The sequence below is a fragment of the Rufibacter hautae genome (assembly GCF_008271695.1).
In the GTDB taxonomy this organism is placed as follows: Bacteria; Bacteroidota; Bacteroidia; order Cytophagales; family Hymenobacteraceae; genus Nibribacter; species Nibribacter hautae.
Genome location: NZ_VKKY01000001.1, coordinates 89,433 through 104,053 on the forward strand (window position 1 = coordinate 89,433; position 14,621 = coordinate 104,053).

Annotated in this window: 14 protein-coding genes; 8 read left to right on the plus strand and 6 right to left on the minus strand. The window is 53.0% G+C overall.

All coding sequences use genetic code 11. The annotated features are described in order from the left end of the window. Positions 1 to 59 precede the first annotated feature (59 nt). The gene (locus tag FOA19_RS00360) at positions 60 to 2,552 is read right to left on the minus strand and encodes a PIG-L family deacetylase (protein ID WP_149088818.1); all 2,493 of its coding nucleotides are present in this window, start codon (positions 2,550 to 2,552) and stop codon (positions 60 to 62) included. Between the two features lie 366 nt (positions 2,553 to 2,918). Between FOA19_RS00360 and FOA19_RS00365 the strand changes: the two genes are divergently transcribed. Continuing rightward, positions 2,919 to 3,209, plus strand: a complete 291-nt coding sequence (locus FOA19_RS00365) for a hypothetical protein (RefSeq protein ID WP_149088819.1) — start codon at positions 2,919 to 2,921, stop codon at positions 3,207 to 3,209. A 92-nt stretch (positions 3,210 to 3,301) separates the two neighbouring features. Here FOA19_RS00365 and FOA19_RS00370 read toward each other — a convergent pair whose 3' ends face one another. Then, complete coding sequence (locus tag FOA19_RS00370; RefSeq protein ID WP_149088820.1) at positions 3,302 to 3,964, minus strand: hypothetical protein; 663 nt, start codon at positions 3,962 to 3,964, stop codon at positions 3,302 to 3,304. A 227-nt stretch (positions 3,965 to 4,191) separates the two neighbouring features. Continuing rightward, positions 4,192 to 5,037, minus strand: coding sequence for an OmpA/MotB family protein (locus FOA19_RS00375; protein WP_149088821.1), 846 nt, complete (start codon positions 5,035 to 5,037; stop codon positions 4,192 to 4,194). A 322-nt stretch (positions 5,038 to 5,359) separates the two neighbouring features. Here FOA19_RS00375 and FOA19_RS00380 point away from each other — a divergent pair, with 322 nt between their 5' ends. The 7 genes from FOA19_RS00380 to FOA19_RS00410 all read left to right on the plus strand — a co-directional run bounded on the left by FOA19_RS00380 (position 5,360) and on the right by FOA19_RS00410 (position 12,290). Next, positions 5,360 to 5,581, plus strand: a complete 222-nt coding sequence (locus FOA19_RS00380) for a CDGSH iron-sulfur domain-containing protein (protein ID WP_149088822.1) — start codon at positions 5,360 to 5,362, stop codon at positions 5,579 to 5,581. Between the two features lie 162 nt (positions 5,582 to 5,743). Next, positions 5,744 to 7,216, plus strand: a complete 1,473-nt coding sequence (locus tag FOA19_RS00385) for an APC family permease (RefSeq protein ID WP_149088823.1) — start codon at positions 5,744 to 5,746, stop codon at positions 7,214 to 7,216. 742 nt (positions 7,217 to 7,958) lie between these two features. Beyond that, positions 7,959 to 8,516, plus strand: coding sequence for a porin family protein (locus FOA19_RS00390; protein WP_149088824.1), 558 nt, complete (start codon positions 7,959 to 7,961; stop codon positions 8,514 to 8,516). A 483-nt stretch (positions 8,517 to 8,999) separates the two neighbouring features. Further along, the gene (locus FOA19_RS00395; RefSeq protein WP_149088825.1) at positions 9,000 to 9,524 is read left to right on the plus strand and encodes a GNAT family N-acetyltransferase; all 525 of its coding nucleotides are present in this window, start codon (positions 9,000 to 9,002) and stop codon (positions 9,522 to 9,524) included. Between the two features lie 69 nt (positions 9,525 to 9,593). After that, a complete protein-coding gene (locus tag FOA19_RS00400; protein WP_149088826.1) occupies positions 9,594 to 10,634 on the plus strand; it encodes a zinc dependent phospholipase C family protein in 1,041 nt (346 codons plus the stop codon). Between the two features lie 108 nt (positions 10,635 to 10,742). Next, on the plus strand, positions 10,743 to 11,357 hold the full coding sequence (locus FOA19_RS00405) for a deoxynucleoside kinase (protein ID WP_149088827.1): 615 nt from the start codon (positions 10,743 to 10,745) through the stop codon (positions 11,355 to 11,357). A 249-nt stretch (positions 11,358 to 11,606) separates the two neighbouring features. Then, positions 11,607 to 12,290 (plus strand): hypothetical protein, encoded by a 684-nt coding sequence (locus tag FOA19_RS00410; protein ID WP_149088828.1) that lies wholly within the window; start codon positions 11,607 to 11,609, stop codon positions 12,288 to 12,290. A gap of 27 nt (positions 12,291 to 12,317) precedes the next feature. Here the strand turns inward: FOA19_RS00410 and FOA19_RS00415 are convergent, their stop codons facing one another. The 3 genes from FOA19_RS00415 to FOA19_RS00425 form a co-directional block, all read right to left on the minus strand. Beyond that, on the minus strand, positions 12,318 to 12,734 hold the full coding sequence (locus tag FOA19_RS00415) for a hypothetical protein (protein ID WP_149088829.1): 417 nt from the start codon (positions 12,732 to 12,734) through the stop codon (positions 12,318 to 12,320). Positions 12,735 to 12,850: 116 nt separating this feature from the next. After that, positions 12,851 to 14,218, minus strand: a complete 1,368-nt coding sequence (locus FOA19_RS00420) for a M23 family metallopeptidase (RefSeq protein ID WP_149088830.1) — start codon at positions 14,216 to 14,218, stop codon at positions 12,851 to 12,853. A gap of 106 nt (positions 14,219 to 14,324) precedes the next feature. After that, positions 14,325 to 14,582 (minus strand): hypothetical protein, encoded by a 258-nt coding sequence (locus FOA19_RS00425; RefSeq protein ID WP_149088831.1) that lies wholly within the window; start codon positions 14,580 to 14,582, stop codon positions 14,325 to 14,327. Positions 14,583 to 14,621 lie beyond the last annotated feature (39 nt).

A 14,621-nucleotide genomic window follows, 5' to 3' on the forward strand; every position in this document is an offset into this window, starting at 1 on the left:
CCGACATGGATTCTCTTGTGCCGTTTAGGGGCAATTTCTTGCAAAACGGCTCATAAACGCTATTTACCCAAAGAGAGCAGGTTCACGAACAGGCGGTACGCCCCCGGCACCCCGGCGGGCAACTCCCGGAAGAAAGAATACCCGGTGTACACGTAATAGCCTTTCCCGTACTTGGCCACCAGCAAACCGCTGTCTTTCGCCGATTCACCGGGGTCATTGGACGAGATGATGGCCTCATACTCCGGCGCCCACTGATTAGGGAAATACAGACCGCGTTCCTGCACCCAGCCTTTGAAATCCTGGGCCGTGATCTTGTTGGGCGAATTCAGAACCGGGTGGTTGGGTTTCAGGAAACGTACTTCTGAGTCTTCTACCGTCACGCGGTCATTGGAGAGTTTGATGGAGTACGGCCCCAGGTTGGAGGTCACCAACCCGTTACTCACGTTGTACTGCACCACCAGCGTGCCCCCGTTCTGCACATACTGCATCAACTGTGGCTGCTGGAACTTGAGGCGCTCAATAGTATTGAAGGCCCTCACCCCTACCACCACGGCATCATATTTCTGCAAGGCCGCGGCAGACAGGTCCTCTACGTGCAGTTGGTCTACGGCATACCCTATCTGCTGCAAGCTGGCAGGCACTTCATCGCCGGCGCCCATGAGGTAGCCAATGTGCTGGCCTTTGCGTTTGAGGTCCAGTTTCACCGCTTTGGCCGAGGCCTCGGGGTACAAGGTCTGGGTAGGGATATGCGGGTACGAAATAGCCCTGAAGCTCTGGTTATAGGTTTTCCCGTTAGTAGTCACGGCAGCGCCGATGGCACTTTCTGTTTGGGTAGCACCGGGGTACACCATGAACGTGAAGGTCTGCTCCTCGCCTTTCTGGCCCAGCTTGAAACTGCCCGTGGCTGGTTCTGAGCGCCATCCTTGCGGCAGCCGCAGCGCTACCTGCCCTTCTACCTGGTCTTTGCCGGCGCGCACCCGCAGGGTAACAGGTTTAGGCTGCGGATCTGGGAACACGTACACTTTCTCTGAGATGTTCACGAAAACCGGTGGGGCAATCTCAAACGGACGGTACTGCTCCCCTTCCACCGGATCGGTGCGCTTGTAAACTACGGGAACGGTATACACCAGCGGTTCGCCTTGCACTGTGAGATGCAGGCGCAATTGGGCGGCAGCGGGGTTCTCGGCCAGGCCAATCAGGGCAGGATCATCTACCCGGAACATCCCGGTGGTACCCGGCGTCCGCAGCCAGTACGGTTGGGAGAAAGGCGTGGCTGCCGGTACGGTGCGCGAGGTTTTGATGAATACCGGTTTGTTCAGGTCTAGTTTTTGCTGCAGGGTGGTGTCCTGGTTCGCGAAGAGGTACTCTACTTTGGTGAGGGTAACCGGCACAGCGGAGCGGTTCACGGCCTCCAGGGACAAGGCCACCTGCTCGCCCGGCGATACGGAGAATTCCCGCGTCGAGGACGCTTCCAGGTACAAGCCCAAACAGGCTTTGATGACTTCCTGCAGGTCCTGCTGTTTCACGGTTTTCCAGTAAGAAGCGGGCAGTTTGCCCAGGGCCGCATTCGCCTTCAACAGCACCGGCACCGTGGCGGCCGGATTTCCCGGGTTGTAGTTCTTCAGGGCTTCCTCCAATAACCTGGCGACTTCCTTGCTGCCCGGCACGCGGTTCCAGGAGGTAGTCACGCCTTCCAGTACATCGGATTTGGCGCGAGCGCCTTTCAGGAACTCAAAGTACTCCACGGCCTCCCCGCGGCTTCCGCTGCTGCCAAACCCCTGGCTTTTGTGCATGCTACGGCTTTGGGCGGCAATCTCGTTGTAAGAACGGCCCAGCAAGGGGTTGTAGACACCCGCATCAATCATGAGTTTATCAGAAGTGTCAAATTTCTGGTTCTGGCTGTAGAAGAACGAGGAGGTGTTCCAGAGCAGGCGTTTGGCTTGCCAGGGTTCCACGGTTTTCAGTTGCTCGGGGAAGCGCTTGGGATCGGCGGCGGCGTCAAAGGCTTCCATGGCGATCATGGCCGAGGCTGTGTGGTGGCCGTGGGTGCCGCTGGGCTCCGGCGAGAAACGGGTGATGATGACATCGGGGCGAAACTTGCGGATAATCCAGACGGCATCGGCGAGCACTTGCTCTTTGTCCCAGATGGTGAAGGTCTCGGCAGGGTTCTTGGAAAACCCGAAATCGTTGGCCCGGCTGAAAAACTGCTCGCCGCCGTCAATGCGGCGGGCCTGCAGCAGTTCCTGCGTCCGGATCACGCCCAATTCCTCCCTGATCTCCGGCCCGATGAGGTTCTGGCCGCCATCGCCTCGGGTGAGGGAGAGATAGCCGGTGCGCATTTTGCGTTCGTTGGCCAGGTAGCCGATGAGGCGGGTGTTCTCATCATCGGGGTGCGCCGCGAAATACAGCACGCTGCCCAGCACATTCAGTTTCTCCAGCGCCAGCCTGATCTCGGCGGCATCTGGTTTTTTGGGCGCCTGGGCTTGCAAGGCAGAAAATCCCACTCCCCAGGCCAGGAGAAAGGAAGTCGCTAAAACTCTAACAGAGGTCATGTGTCTCAAAAGAAGTCTAAATAAAGCGGGAGAGCCCCAGGGCCAAAAGCCCACGGTCATCCCACGGTAAAGCTATGGAATTTTAGGTCAACTGAGGAAGGTTAAGCCGGGATTTGCGATTCTGCCAACGCATTTTCTACCGGAATTTTCATAGAAATGCCAAGCGCATGTTTCGGGCTTGCATTTAGGAAATCAGGCCTGAAACAAATGGGTTTGCTTTTGCTTGCAGTTGGGGTTTTGCTGGCCTGGGTTTCCGGATAAATCAATTTGCCCATTTCCAGCCACGGACAGACCATACTACTATAACATTTTTAGGGCTTTGGCAGTTAAGAGAATCTGATAGAGCGCTTAAAACCTGTTAAGACTATGAAAAAGCTTGTAATGATATTGGCCATGGCCGGCATGACCGGTTTTGCAGCTTGCGACTCCCAGACCGGGAAAAACACAACCTCGGCGGGGACAGATGCGGAGCAGAACTCCAGCAACCCTAACAACAACAGTCCGGTAGTGAACCCTAACCCCAATGACACCACTGGCGCCACTGCCACCGAGATCACCCAAAGCCGGGTGGGCAACTCCCAGAACCGCGGTGAGACGAATAACTCCAAATCCAGAACCACCCAGAACCAGACGCTGCGCGACAGCATTGAGGAGTAACAAAGCTTAAGAAAGCAAGCGGGTCCGTTTAGGGGCAGTTTTACAGAAAACTGCCCCTAAACGGACCCGTTTGCTTTTGAGTGATTGTTGGTTTATTGTTTCTTGGCTTTCTGCTGCTCTTTGAACTCCTGGCCAGACCGCAGGGTGTGGAACTCTCCGATGAGGGTTCTAATCTTAATCTCGTCCAGGGTAGAAAGTTTTTCTTCTACGGCCGCTTTGCGTTTGCCCAAGTTCTGCAGGATGTAATCGGCGTAGTCCCAGTCACGGGAGGTCCAGTTTTGGCGTTTTACCCGCACGTTCTGCATGAACCGGATGTAGGCTTCGCGCATGTGGATGGCGCTGATGTTCTGCACGTTCCCGAAGGAGCCCAAAAGCTCTTTTTCGCGAAGGCGCACTTCCTCGGCTTGGAGCGGCACCTCATCAGCCATCGGCTTGGACTCCAGTTCTTGGAAACGGGTCTTCAGCTCCAGGAAATCGCGCTTGGAGGTCTCGGATAATCCCTGGAAGCTGTTCTCTATCTTATTCGCCTGCCGCGCGAAATCGCTCTTGATGGTAGGCCACTCGGCGCGCGTGGTAGTGGAGATCTTGTCTGACTGCACTTTCATCCATTCTTTGAAGGAGCGCAGGTCTTGCTCAGCAGATGACTCCTGGGTTTCTTTGGCGGCCACAGGCTTTTCCACCTCCTGGGCCCAGCCAGCGGAAGTAAACGTAGCGGTGAACCCCAGAATCAAGCCTAAAATCTTTCCTTTTTGCATGGTTTGTCTTGTGATGTGTGAGCGGTTGCCCCACCAAAGGTAAAAATTTTCTGGTAAGGCCACCCCCTTCTCTATAGCAAGAACAACGCCAAAAGCCCACCGGAATTATGCTCCAGATTCTAATATATCCTTTTAAGCCTATATTTAAGAAATCAGGCCAAAAAAGAAGCCCCTGCCGGATGTTCTTCCGGGCAGGGGCTTCTGCTTGACATGCCAGATGTTCAGGCTTAGTTTTTCTCCAGGATCTGGAAAAGCTCGTCCAATTTAGGAGTGAGAATGATCTCGGTGCGGCGGTTTTTCTGGCGGGCATCGGCGGTGGTAGCCGCGTCTACGGGCACGTATTTAGAACGCCCTGACGGGGTCACCCGCTGCGGCGCCACGCCGGCCTCGGTGAGGATACGGGTGATCTCGGTGGCGCGCAATACGCTCAGGTCCCAGTTGTCTTGCATGCCGGCGGTGCCTCTGGCCACGGGCACGTCATCGGTGTGGCCTTCTACCACCACGTTCACGTCTTGCTGGTTCTGCAGGGCGCCGGCCAGTTTCTTCAGGGCTTCCTGCCCCTGGGCATCTACTTTGGTAGACCCAGACTTGAACAGCAGCTGGTTAGACAAAGACACATACACTTTGCCGTTGCGCACATCCACAGTGAGGTCTGAGGCTTTGAAACCCAGCAGCGCTTTGCTCACCACTTGCCGCAGATTGTTCACGGCCTTGTCTTTCTCGTCCAGGATGCGCTGCATCTCGGCCAGGCGGGCCTCGCGGGCTTGCAGATCGGCGGAAAGTTTGTCTACCTGCTGGTTTTTGTTGCTGAGGTTGGTGCGCAGAGAGGCTTCGGTGGAAGCTTTCTCAGAGGCCAGGTCGGCTTTCTCCTGGTTCAGGCGCTCTTTGTCTTGTTGCAGCCGGGCGCGTTCGCTTTCCAGCTCGGCTTTCTGGCGGGTGAGTTCGTCCTGCAACACCACCAGGGAGCGGTTCTCGGCCAGGGCCGCTTCATATTTTTTGGAAGACACACAGGATCCTAATAGACCCAGGACCAGAAATGCTGGCAACACAGGGCTCAAGAAGCTTTTTTTCATAGTATTCTAAGCGGTTTTACAATGGTTACTAAAGAGAGCAACAGTGTTTATACGTACGCAGCGCTGCCCGCCGGGGTTAAAACACCGAAAAAATAAGCCCAGATGCAAATGCCCGCTTCAAGTACGCTTCTCTTCCTCCGGATTCCGAGCCCAGAAGCACGGCGATGTTTTAAGCAGAAACCTGCCCATTGATGCAAAGCTTTGGGCAAAAATACTATCTTTGGATCGAGGCGAACCTGCTTTCCTGCCCATGGGCGATTTGGGGCCGGGTTCTTCGTCTTGTAACTCCTTTACCTTTTACCCCTTTTTTCTTAAAAACAGCATGAAAACCAAACTTACCGTGAACAACAACGGCTCGCTTAAAATTGAAGGCGAGTTTATCATAGTAGACCCGATGGGCAACGAGTACAACCTGCAAGGGCGCGAAGTGGTGTCTATCTGCCGCTGCGGACTTTCCCAAAACAAACCGTTCTGCGACGGATCGCACAAAGGCCATTTTGAGCACAACGCCGTAGCGTTTGAGTTGCCGCCGCGCAAAGTTTAATTCAAAAGAGTCCTGAGTCTAGAGTTATCAGCTCGTAGTTGGGACTCTACCGGAAAGGAGCGAAGACCTGGTCTTCGCCTTTTCTTTTCCGCTTTCCTTCTTCTTTCTCCTATCGTTCGCAATGCTATGTCTGACACCTCTACGGTAACGTCCACAGAAACTATGTCTCAAACCGCAACGGGATTTAAGCGCGAGATCAAACTATTCGATGCCGTCATGCTGGTGGCCGGTTCCATGATTGGGTCTGGGATCTTTATCGTGAGTGCCGACATTGGCCGATCGGTGGGAAGCGCGGGTTATCTGCTGGTGGTGTGGGCCCTGACCGGCCTCATGACGTTGGCGGGCGCCCTGAGCTACGGTGAGCTGACCAGCCTCATGCCCCGCGCGGGCGGACAGTACGTGTACCTGCGGGAATCTTACGGCCCGTTGGTGGCTTTCCTCTACGGCTGGACCCTTTTTCTGGTGATCCAAAGCGGAACCATTGCGGCCGTGGCCGTGGCATTTGCCCGCTTCACCGGCGTGCTGGTGCCGTGGTTCTCCGAGACCAATGTCCTGCTGGATTTGGGCATTCTCAAGTTCACCTCGGTGCAGTTGCTGGCCATTGCCTCCATTGTGCTGCTCACCTTGATCAACCAACAAGGGGTCCGGAACGGGAAATTGATTCAGAACGTCTTTGGCAGTACCAAGCTGATTGCGCTGTTTGCGCTTCTGGGGTTTGGATTGCTGCTGGGCACCAGTCCTCAGGTCATGGACCTGAACTTCTCTGATCTTTGGGATGCGCAGTCGGTGGTCTTGGACAAGGAAACCGGCGCCATCACCCGCACTACGTTGTCGGGGTGGGCTTTGCTGGTGGGCATCAGTACGGCCATGATCGGGTCGCTTTTCTCTTCGGATTCCTGGAACAACATCGGGTTTTCCGGCGATGAGATCGTGAACCCCAAAAGAACCATCGTGCTGAGCATGGCCATTGGAACCGGTATTGTGACGATTCTGTACATCCTCATCAACGTGGTGTATCTCACCATTCTGCCTCTGCAGGGAGACCCAGCTGCCACCGATGCGCTGAGCCGCGGCCTTCAGTTCGCCAGCAATGACCGGGTGGGTACGGCGGTGGCTGAGGTCATTGGCGGCGCACCGGCTACTATTGCCATTGCCATCCTTATCATGATCTCCACGTTTGGCTGCAATAACGGCGTGATTCTTTCTGCGCCGCGCGTGTACTACGCCATGGCCAAAGACGGGCTGTTTTTCCCCAATATGGCCAAACTGAACAAGAACGGCGTACCGGGCGCGGCGCTGGCCATCCAGTGCGTGTGGGCCAGTATGCTGTGCCTCTCGGGCCGGTACTCAGACCTGTTGGACTACGTAATCTTTGCGGTGCTGCTGTTCTACATCCTGACCATTGCGGGTATTTTCATCTTGCGCCGCACCATGCCAGATGCGCCTCGGCCGTACAAAGCCCTGGGTTATCCGGTGTTGCCGGCGCTGTACATTCTCATGGCGTCGTTCATCTGCGTGATCCTGCTCATCTACAAGCCCAATTACTCCTGGCCGGGTCTTATTCTGGTGGGCGTGGGAATTCCCGTGTTCTACTTTTTTGGCAAGCGCTTCAAGAAAATTGAGGTAGAAGGGTAACTTTCAGTCTGGTTTTTTGAAGCACCGCTGCTTTGTTTCAGAACAAGGCAGCGGTGCTTTGTTTTAGGGCTGATTTGTGGAAAACACGCCCGAAACGGAATTGCCCTAAAAGCGAAAAGCCTCCCCTAGTCGGGGAGGCCTTCCTTATATTGGTTAAATAATCAATGTCTTTACTCCTGATGTGGCTTTCGCCTTTGTGTTCCTAAACGTACTACTCACGTATCCCTTAAAAAGCTTAACCTAAAGGTCAATTTTATTTAAGTTTTAACGTCAGCGATTCGGCCTAGTTTTTACGACATCTGTTTCGCTACACCCTATTTAACCAACATTTATACCTTCTTTAACGAGCCTGGTAGAAGAAGGTTGCAGCAGTTCCGTAATTTTAACACTGTGGTTAACCGAAATCTTCTCGTTTCAGCCTTCATTTTTGAAAAAGAACCGCAAAAGGCAAATTCAGTCACCTACCGTGCAAGTGTAAAGAAGATACTAAAGGCCAAATACCTGAATACTAATCTTCAAAGAACTTTCTAGCATCCACTCATCTCCCAAAGATTGTCTGTTTTTTTACCTGAATTTAGAAGTCTGGCGCTCATTATATAAGAGTGCCGGTTTCCTTCGTCCGGCTCTTTTAGGAGCGTGGCAGGAAAGTTCTGGAAATAACCTTGGATCTCTTTGGGGCATTACATCCTTCCCAGACCTTTGCCGTATCTTTCTAACCTCAATCATTTTCCGATAACATCCTATGAAGAAGTTCTTGTCCGTTGCAGCCTTGTTTCTGTTTTTCGCTTTGGGAGCCCATGCCCAGACCAGCCTGGGATTGAAGGGAGGTCTAAACGTGTCTACCATCCGGATTCCCAACGTGGACATTGATCCCCGGTTAGGCGTTCATTTTGGCGGCTTTGCCTCCACTCCTATCTCCAGCAGATTTGCGTTGCAGCCAGAGATAGTTTATTCGCAGCAAGGGGTGAAGGCCAACCAGTACACCTATACTTACCACTACCTGAACGTGCCGCTTATCTTCAAGGGCACCATCTCCGGCGGACTTCATCTGCAGGTAGGACCTCAGTTTGGCATCCTGCTGGCTGCCGATCGCAAAGAAGGCAGAACTACCCTGGACATCACCGATTCCCGGAACCGGTACGATGGCGCCATTGCCCTAGGTTTGGGATATGACGTAAGTGCCTGGCAGATTTCGGCCCGCTATAACCTGGGTCTCTCCGACGTGCGTGACGGCAGCGACAACGGCATCAATCACACGAACAATGTTTTCCAATTGTCTTTGGGTTATAAGTTCAGATAGAACTTAGTTCCCTTGGCAGGAAATGCGTGTAACTAATATATAGAGCTCCTTCTCTGGTGTACCCAAAGAAGGAGCTCTTTCGTTTTCAGGCCATTTCAAGGGAAACAACTTAAAACGGGAGAACCCATCTTTTCTGTAATTGACAATTCTTATGGTTAATCCCTAAATCAGGCCAAAATCATCAGGGTAAAACCCCGTAAAGGCCGGCTGTTTTCAACCTGATTTCATAAAAACAGGCCATTTTCATCTAGGCAGCTTAATAACTTATTATCCAGCATCTTACAAGCCAGTAGAAGAATGTGGTAGTCTAGCACTCCTCTCCACAAAGGAAATGAAAATATTTTCTCGTGCTTTTAGGGGTACGGTCTCTTACCTTTGTCTGGAATTAAGCTGTGGCAACTATTTAAGCCACTGATAATCAGTTAGCTAATTTTATTAGAATAAACTCTACGGGCTACTGCTAGTCCGCTTGCTTTACTTACCATGACTGTTTCCCCCTCCACCTCAGAACACATCTCCATTCAAACCACAACAGACGCGGGCATTATCAAAGACCTGGCACACGCCACCTGGTACCCTACCTACGGCGAGATTCTCTCTGGAGAGCAGATTGAGTTTATGCTGACGGAAATCTACTCTCTTGCGTCTTTGCAACAGCAGATGGAAACTGGCCAGACATTCCTGTTGCTCTCTCAGGGTAGCACCCCGGCGGCTTTCTCGGCCTTCTCGCTTCTGGACGCCGCGGAGCAGCGGTATAAACTGAATAAACTCTACATCCACCCAGACTTCCAAGGCTTAGGCTTTGGCAGGAGGCTTCTGCAAGAAGTAATACAAAGAACAAAAGCCCAGGGAGGCCTAAAATTGGAATTAAACGTGCACCGCCAAAACCCGGCCCAGCACTTCTATTTCAAGTCCGGGTTTAAGATTATAAAAATTATAGACATTCCTTTTGCCCAGTTCACGCTTAATGACTACATTATGGAGCTGAATCTCACTGAGACCAGTTGATTTTTGTCCCCCGGCAAACAGTAATAGCATATTGGCTTATTCTACTAAATATTGTAATATTTATTACTTATGTTTTACAGCCGTATTGTAAAAGTTACATTAATACTAGGAATTATTCTCAACAGCTCTGTTTCTGGATATTCTTGGGGTTTCTTCGGGCATAAGGTAATTCAGCAGTTGGCTATTTACGGGTTGCCCAAGAGTATGCAACCGTTCTTCCACCGCAACATGGCGCACCTGGTGGAGACTTCAGTACGGCCCGACGAGCGGCGCAACACCGATCCGCAGGAGGCACCCCGTCACTTTATAGACCTGGAGGCTTTCGGCGAGAACCCGCTGGAGCACGTGCCCCACTCCTATAATGCCGCAGCTACTAAATACAACGCCGACACCCTGCAGAAATACGGCGTGGTGCCGTGGCAGGTGATCAAGATCAAAGACCGGCTCACGCAGGCCTTCTACCGGAAAGACAAGGACAGCATTCTCTTCTACTCCGCCGACCTAGCCCACTACCTCCAGGATGCCCACGTGCCGTTGCACACCAGCCTGAACCATGACGGCCAGCTAACCGGCCAGACCGGCTTGCACAGCCTCTGGGAGTCCAAACTCCCCGAGCAGAACCTGGCCCACTACAATCTCAGACACGAAAAAGCCCAGTACCTCAAAAACCCCGAGGAAGAGATCTGGAACGTAATCAGGGCCTCGCACCAGTTAGTACCGCAGCTGCTGGCCGTTGAAAAACAGGTAAGCCAGAATTTCACCGAAGCCACCAAATACACCACCTCTGAGCGCAACGGCCGCACCCGCAAGAACTACACAGACGCTTTTGCCACCGCGTACAACCAGGCACTGGGCACCATGGTGCAAGACCGCATGCGCGCCTCGGCTGAGAAAACGGCCGCGTTCTGGTACACCTGCTGGGTAGACGGCGGAAAGCCAGAACTCAGCGAGTTGCTATCCACGCCGCGCACCAAAGAAGAGACCAAACAACTGAAGCAGGAACTCAAATCCTGGAAGAAAGGCACTCTGCAGGAGAAAGACCTGCTACTCACCAAAATCAAACTTTCCCTCATGAACGTGGTGAAGTGGATCAATGAGTCTTACGCCTAAGCCAAACCTTGCCCCTTCTTTTTTAACTTGATACTGAAAGGCCTGCCTGAAATCTGAGGTGAAACCCGTACTTTTGCGATCCGCGTTTAACAACAGTAGAAAGAGCACATGCATATTGCAATAGTAGGCAACATTGGGGCCGGCAAAACCACCCTGGCTACCAAGCTGGCCCAACATTATAAGTGGGATGTTTTCCTGGAAGCCGTAGACAACAACCCTTACCTCAAAGATTTTTATGAAGACATGCCGCGTTGGGCGTTCCATCTGCAGGTCTTCTTCCTCAACAGCCGCTTCAACCAGGTCCTGCAGATCAATGAGCGCACCAACGGCGTCATCCAGGACCGCACCATTTACGAAGACGCCTTCATCTTCGCCAAGAACCTGCACCATTCCGGCATGATGAGCGACCGCGATTACCAGAACTACTTTAACCTTTTTGAGTCTATGACCAAGATGGTGAAAGCCCCGGACCTGCTGGTATACCTTAAAGCCGACCTCCCCAAATTGATTGGCCAGATCCAGAAACGCGGACGTGACTACGAAGACAATATTTCGTTGGCTTACCTCAAAAACCTGAACGAGCACTATGACCAATGGATTGCCGGCTACCAACACGGTAAACTGCTAGTGGTGGACGTAAACCAGATGGATTTCGTGCAGAACCCCGAGGACTTGGGCGTGATCATTGACCGTATCAATATTGAGCTGTTCGGGTTGTTTTAAACCATTGACGCTTGTTATCACTGGGGCCTGTTTAGAGGCTGTTTTCTGCAAAACAGCCCCTAAACAGGCCCCGGCTTTTTTTTAACGAGAGTTTGACCTCTGCCAAGTCAACCTTTGAACAAAGGTTCTTCCTGCCCAACTACTAAGATTTCACAGAGAAAATCAGGTTCATATTACACGGAGGCTTTCTTCTGGAAACCGGATTCCATCCCAAACGGAAATCCCTCGTATACATAGGAAAAAAGCGATATGAACCCGATCTACCCAAAATTCCTGGCTGCAGGTGCACTCACGCTGGCCCTGTTAGGCGGCACCGCCTGTGAGCGTACTTCCCCCTCTAACGACAACCCCAAAGACCAGCCGCAGACCCGCGCGGAACAGGACTTAGCGGAATTACGGGAGTGGATGCGAGATAAAACCGACAGCACCGGCAGAAATGACAGTGACACCACCAAAAGAGGTGCCCGCATCAGAGAGGAGTTCCGGGAGAAGACCGCGCAGCTGGACACCAAAATGGATAGCCTCTCGGCCAAATCCAAAGCCGAGTACAAAGAGCTGAGAAGGAAGTACGAGAACTGGGAAACCCGCAACCAACAGCGTAGCGCCATGCCCCTAAACCAGCAAACCCTGCAACGCTTTGAAGAAGAACTTTTCGGGTCTGCGAATGCTTTGGATGCGCAGTTGACGGCCGCGCAGATGCGGGAGGTGTACACCCAATTCCTGCAGAACGTACGGGCCCGCCGCACCACCTGGACCGCCGCAGACTGGGATTATGTAGATGAGATTTACAGCCGATTGAACCAGAAAAAAGACCAGGTAGAAGATCAGATTCCGGGCCAGGACAAACTCAAGATCAAAGCCCTGCAAGCCGAGTACCTGACGCTGGAAACCACCAAAGACGCCAAAGACCTGGCCAGAGAGATAAAGCAATAGCCCGCTGGCATGCCCAACGGACTTCTGCTAGGCTGGTTTGCTAGGATTGGCCAGCCACGCCTTTGCCGTGGCCAGATCATAGAACAAAGACACATTGATCAAGGAGGACAACCGGCGTTGCAGATCCTGGGCGGCAACCAGATCGTGCATGTCGCGGGACAGGACCATGGCCATGTAGACCAGCCCGGTTTCCTCCAGATCTGGTTTCCATTCGTACTCCAGCCAGTCGTTGGCCTCCTCCCATTCGCCGGTCACCTCGCTTTTGTCATTCAACAGCTTAGGGCAGCGTTTCTCTTTTTGCAGCTCCAGGTAGGTTTGGGCCACCGTTACCACATCATCTGAGTTGATGTGACCACACCACTTCACGTAAAACCAATCCTGCTCCTCTTCATATTTGATGGATATATAAGAGTGCGCGCTCGTGACTGCCCATAGTTCGGCCATAATCCTGCTTTAAGGTTGCATAGAACGGTAAATGATTACGTTGTCAGAAATGTTGTTTGTCAATATAAAATACGTCCTTGAAGCGGTGAATGTTCAAAATAGCCGCATCTGAATGGTTAGCGGGCCACCTCCACAGGAATCCAGCCGGTGGTGCCCTCCGCGTCTTTCACGAGCCAAAATTCATCCTGCTTAGCCAATACGCGCACCGTAGAATCAGCGGAAATGCTTTTTTGAGCGGCGGCATCCACGGAGGAAGCCTCCAGCAAAGGCGCCTCGCGGCGGAGCCTAAAATCCTGGATAGGTTTCTCCAGGGTCTCTACCATAGACGCGGCCACGTAGCCCTGACGACCATCTGGTAGCAGGACGCGGTACCACGAGGCGGAACCAGCCAGCACCTGCAGAGGTGTGTATTGGGCAAGCTTCTGCAGCGGGGTGGCCCCGGATGAAGCGGTCTCGCGCAAAGAGGCATTTGGCTTGGCTACGCGCACCCAGTTGCCCAGTTTCTTCTCATCGGCCTGGAAGCCGGCAGGCTTGGTGCGGTCCTTGAATACATAAGGATAAGGATCTACCGCACCCTGCCCGAACCGGTAAATCCCGAAGTGCAGGTGCGGCGCAGTAGATTTGGCATTTCCGGTATTTCCCAGCAGCCCCAGCGTATCACCAATGGAGACGCGCTGCCCCGGCTGCACCAGTTGGCTGTCTAAGTGGGCGTAATACAAACTTTGCTGCCTTTTAAGGTCAGAGAGCCAGACCACTTTCCCGCCGATGGGCGTAGTGTTCACTCTAGTCACCATGCCTTCCACCGAGGCGACCACCGGGGTATTGCGCGCCGCGAAAATGTCAATGCCTTCGTGCTTTCTGGCTCCGGCATCGCGGTCCTGGCCCCAGAAACTCTGCACTGCGCGGCTGTCTTTTCCCTGCACGGGGAAAGCGAGCACGGGAGCACTCTCAATGGTCACGGTGTACTGTCCGCTTCTCAAAAGCTCAGGCTGCACCCGCAACAGATGCGGTACTTCTTCCTCAATCTCATATTCCAGGTCTTGGGCGGTAGTGTCGGCGTTGGCTACCTGCTTGGGCTGGGCCGGATTAGCGACATCGGTCTCAAACAAGTCAATAAACACCTGGGGCACCTCGCGGCCTTGGGTCTGCACCTTCACGGCCACTTTCTGGCCCTGTTTTACCGTGAACCGGTAACCGGCGGCTAGGGGCTTATCCGCAGGGAAATAGCCAGTTTCTTTGAACGGAAGCGTGATTGGAACGGGTTGCTGCAGGGCCCGCTCACCGGCGGCTACCCATTGCTTTCCTAAACCGGTTTCGTCTAGTTTAGCGGCTTTCAGACTGGCCTGGTATTTCTCATAAGGGGTCTGTTTCTTGAAAACCCCGCGCAGCGAATTCTGCGGACTACAGCCCGTGAATACCAATAAGCCACAAAAAGCGATTAGAAACAGAAAGCGTAAGCGGATAGAAAATATATTGGATTGCATCTTAGTCAAGTCTTTAAAAAGAATAACCCGGACCTGCCGGAGAAGGTTCTTTCTCTTCGGCAGGACCGGGTTATTTTACGCAGGAAGACCTGCGGTGATGCATCTTTTATTCTTCTTCTACGCGCTGGTGCGGATGCGAGTAGCCACGGGCGGCGGCTTCCTCAATCACCTCGTACTGGTCCAGCATCAGGTTTGGGTTGTCTGAGTTGGTGGCTTTCACAAACAGGCCCTCGGGAGTATGGTAGATGGCGTAATTGTGCAGGCCAAACGGGAAAAGATTGTTGCTGCGCAGTTCCTTGGCGTAGGTTAGGTCTATTTCTTCGCCTCCGGTGGCGGTGATCAGATAGCGGCTGTGTTGCGTCATGGCGCGAAACGTATTTAAAAGTGTATGTCCAGTCTAGCG

What these genes read in the sequence shown, in the direction of transcription:
- FOA19_RS00360 (WP_149088818.1), bottom strand. Translation starts at nt 2,552, where the DNA reads ATGACCTCTGTTAGAGTTTTAGCGACTTCCTTTCTCCTGGCCTGGGGA.
- FOA19_RS00365 (WP_149088819.1), top strand. Translation starts at nt 2,919, where the DNA reads ATGAAAAAGCTTGTAATGATATTGGCCATGGCCGGCATGACCGGTTTT.
- FOA19_RS00370 (WP_149088820.1), bottom strand. Translation starts at nt 3,964, where the DNA reads ATGCAAAAAGGAAAGATTTTAGGCTTGATTCTGGGGTTCACCGCTACG.
- FOA19_RS00375 (WP_149088821.1), bottom strand. Translation starts at nt 5,037, where the DNA reads ATGAAAAAAAGCTTCTTGAGCCCTGTGTTGCCAGCATTTCTGGTCCTG.
- FOA19_RS00380 (WP_149088822.1), top strand. Translation starts at nt 5,360, where the DNA reads ATGAAAACCAAACTTACCGTGAACAACAACGGCTCGCTTAAAATTGAA.
- FOA19_RS00385 (WP_149088823.1), top strand. Translation starts at nt 5,744, where the DNA reads ATGTCTCAAACCGCAACGGGATTTAAGCGCGAGATCAAACTATTCGAT.
- FOA19_RS00390 (WP_149088824.1), top strand. Translation starts at nt 7,959, where the DNA reads ATGAAGAAGTTCTTGTCCGTTGCAGCCTTGTTTCTGTTTTTCGCTTTG.
- FOA19_RS00395 (WP_149088825.1), top strand. Translation starts at nt 9,000, where the DNA reads ATGACTGTTTCCCCCTCCACCTCAGAACACATCTCCATTCAAACCACA.
- FOA19_RS00400 (WP_149088826.1), top strand. Translation starts at nt 9,594, where the DNA reads ATGTTTTACAGCCGTATTGTAAAAGTTACATTAATACTAGGAATTATT.
- FOA19_RS00405 (WP_149088827.1), top strand. Translation starts at nt 10,743, where the DNA reads ATGCATATTGCAATAGTAGGCAACATTGGGGCCGGCAAAACCACCCTG.
- FOA19_RS00410 (WP_149088828.1), top strand. Translation starts at nt 11,607, where the DNA reads ATGAACCCGATCTACCCAAAATTCCTGGCTGCAGGTGCACTCACGCTG.
- FOA19_RS00415 (WP_149088829.1), bottom strand. Translation starts at nt 12,734, where the DNA reads ATGGCCGAACTATGGGCAGTCACGAGCGCGCACTCTTATATATCCATC.
- FOA19_RS00420 (WP_149088830.1), bottom strand. Translation starts at nt 14,218, where the DNA reads ATGCAATCCAATATATTTTCTATCCGCTTACGCTTTCTGTTTCTAATC.
- FOA19_RS00425 (WP_149088831.1), bottom strand. Translation starts at nt 14,582, where the DNA reads ATGACGCAACACAGCCGCTATCTGATCACCGCCACCGGAGGCGAAGAA.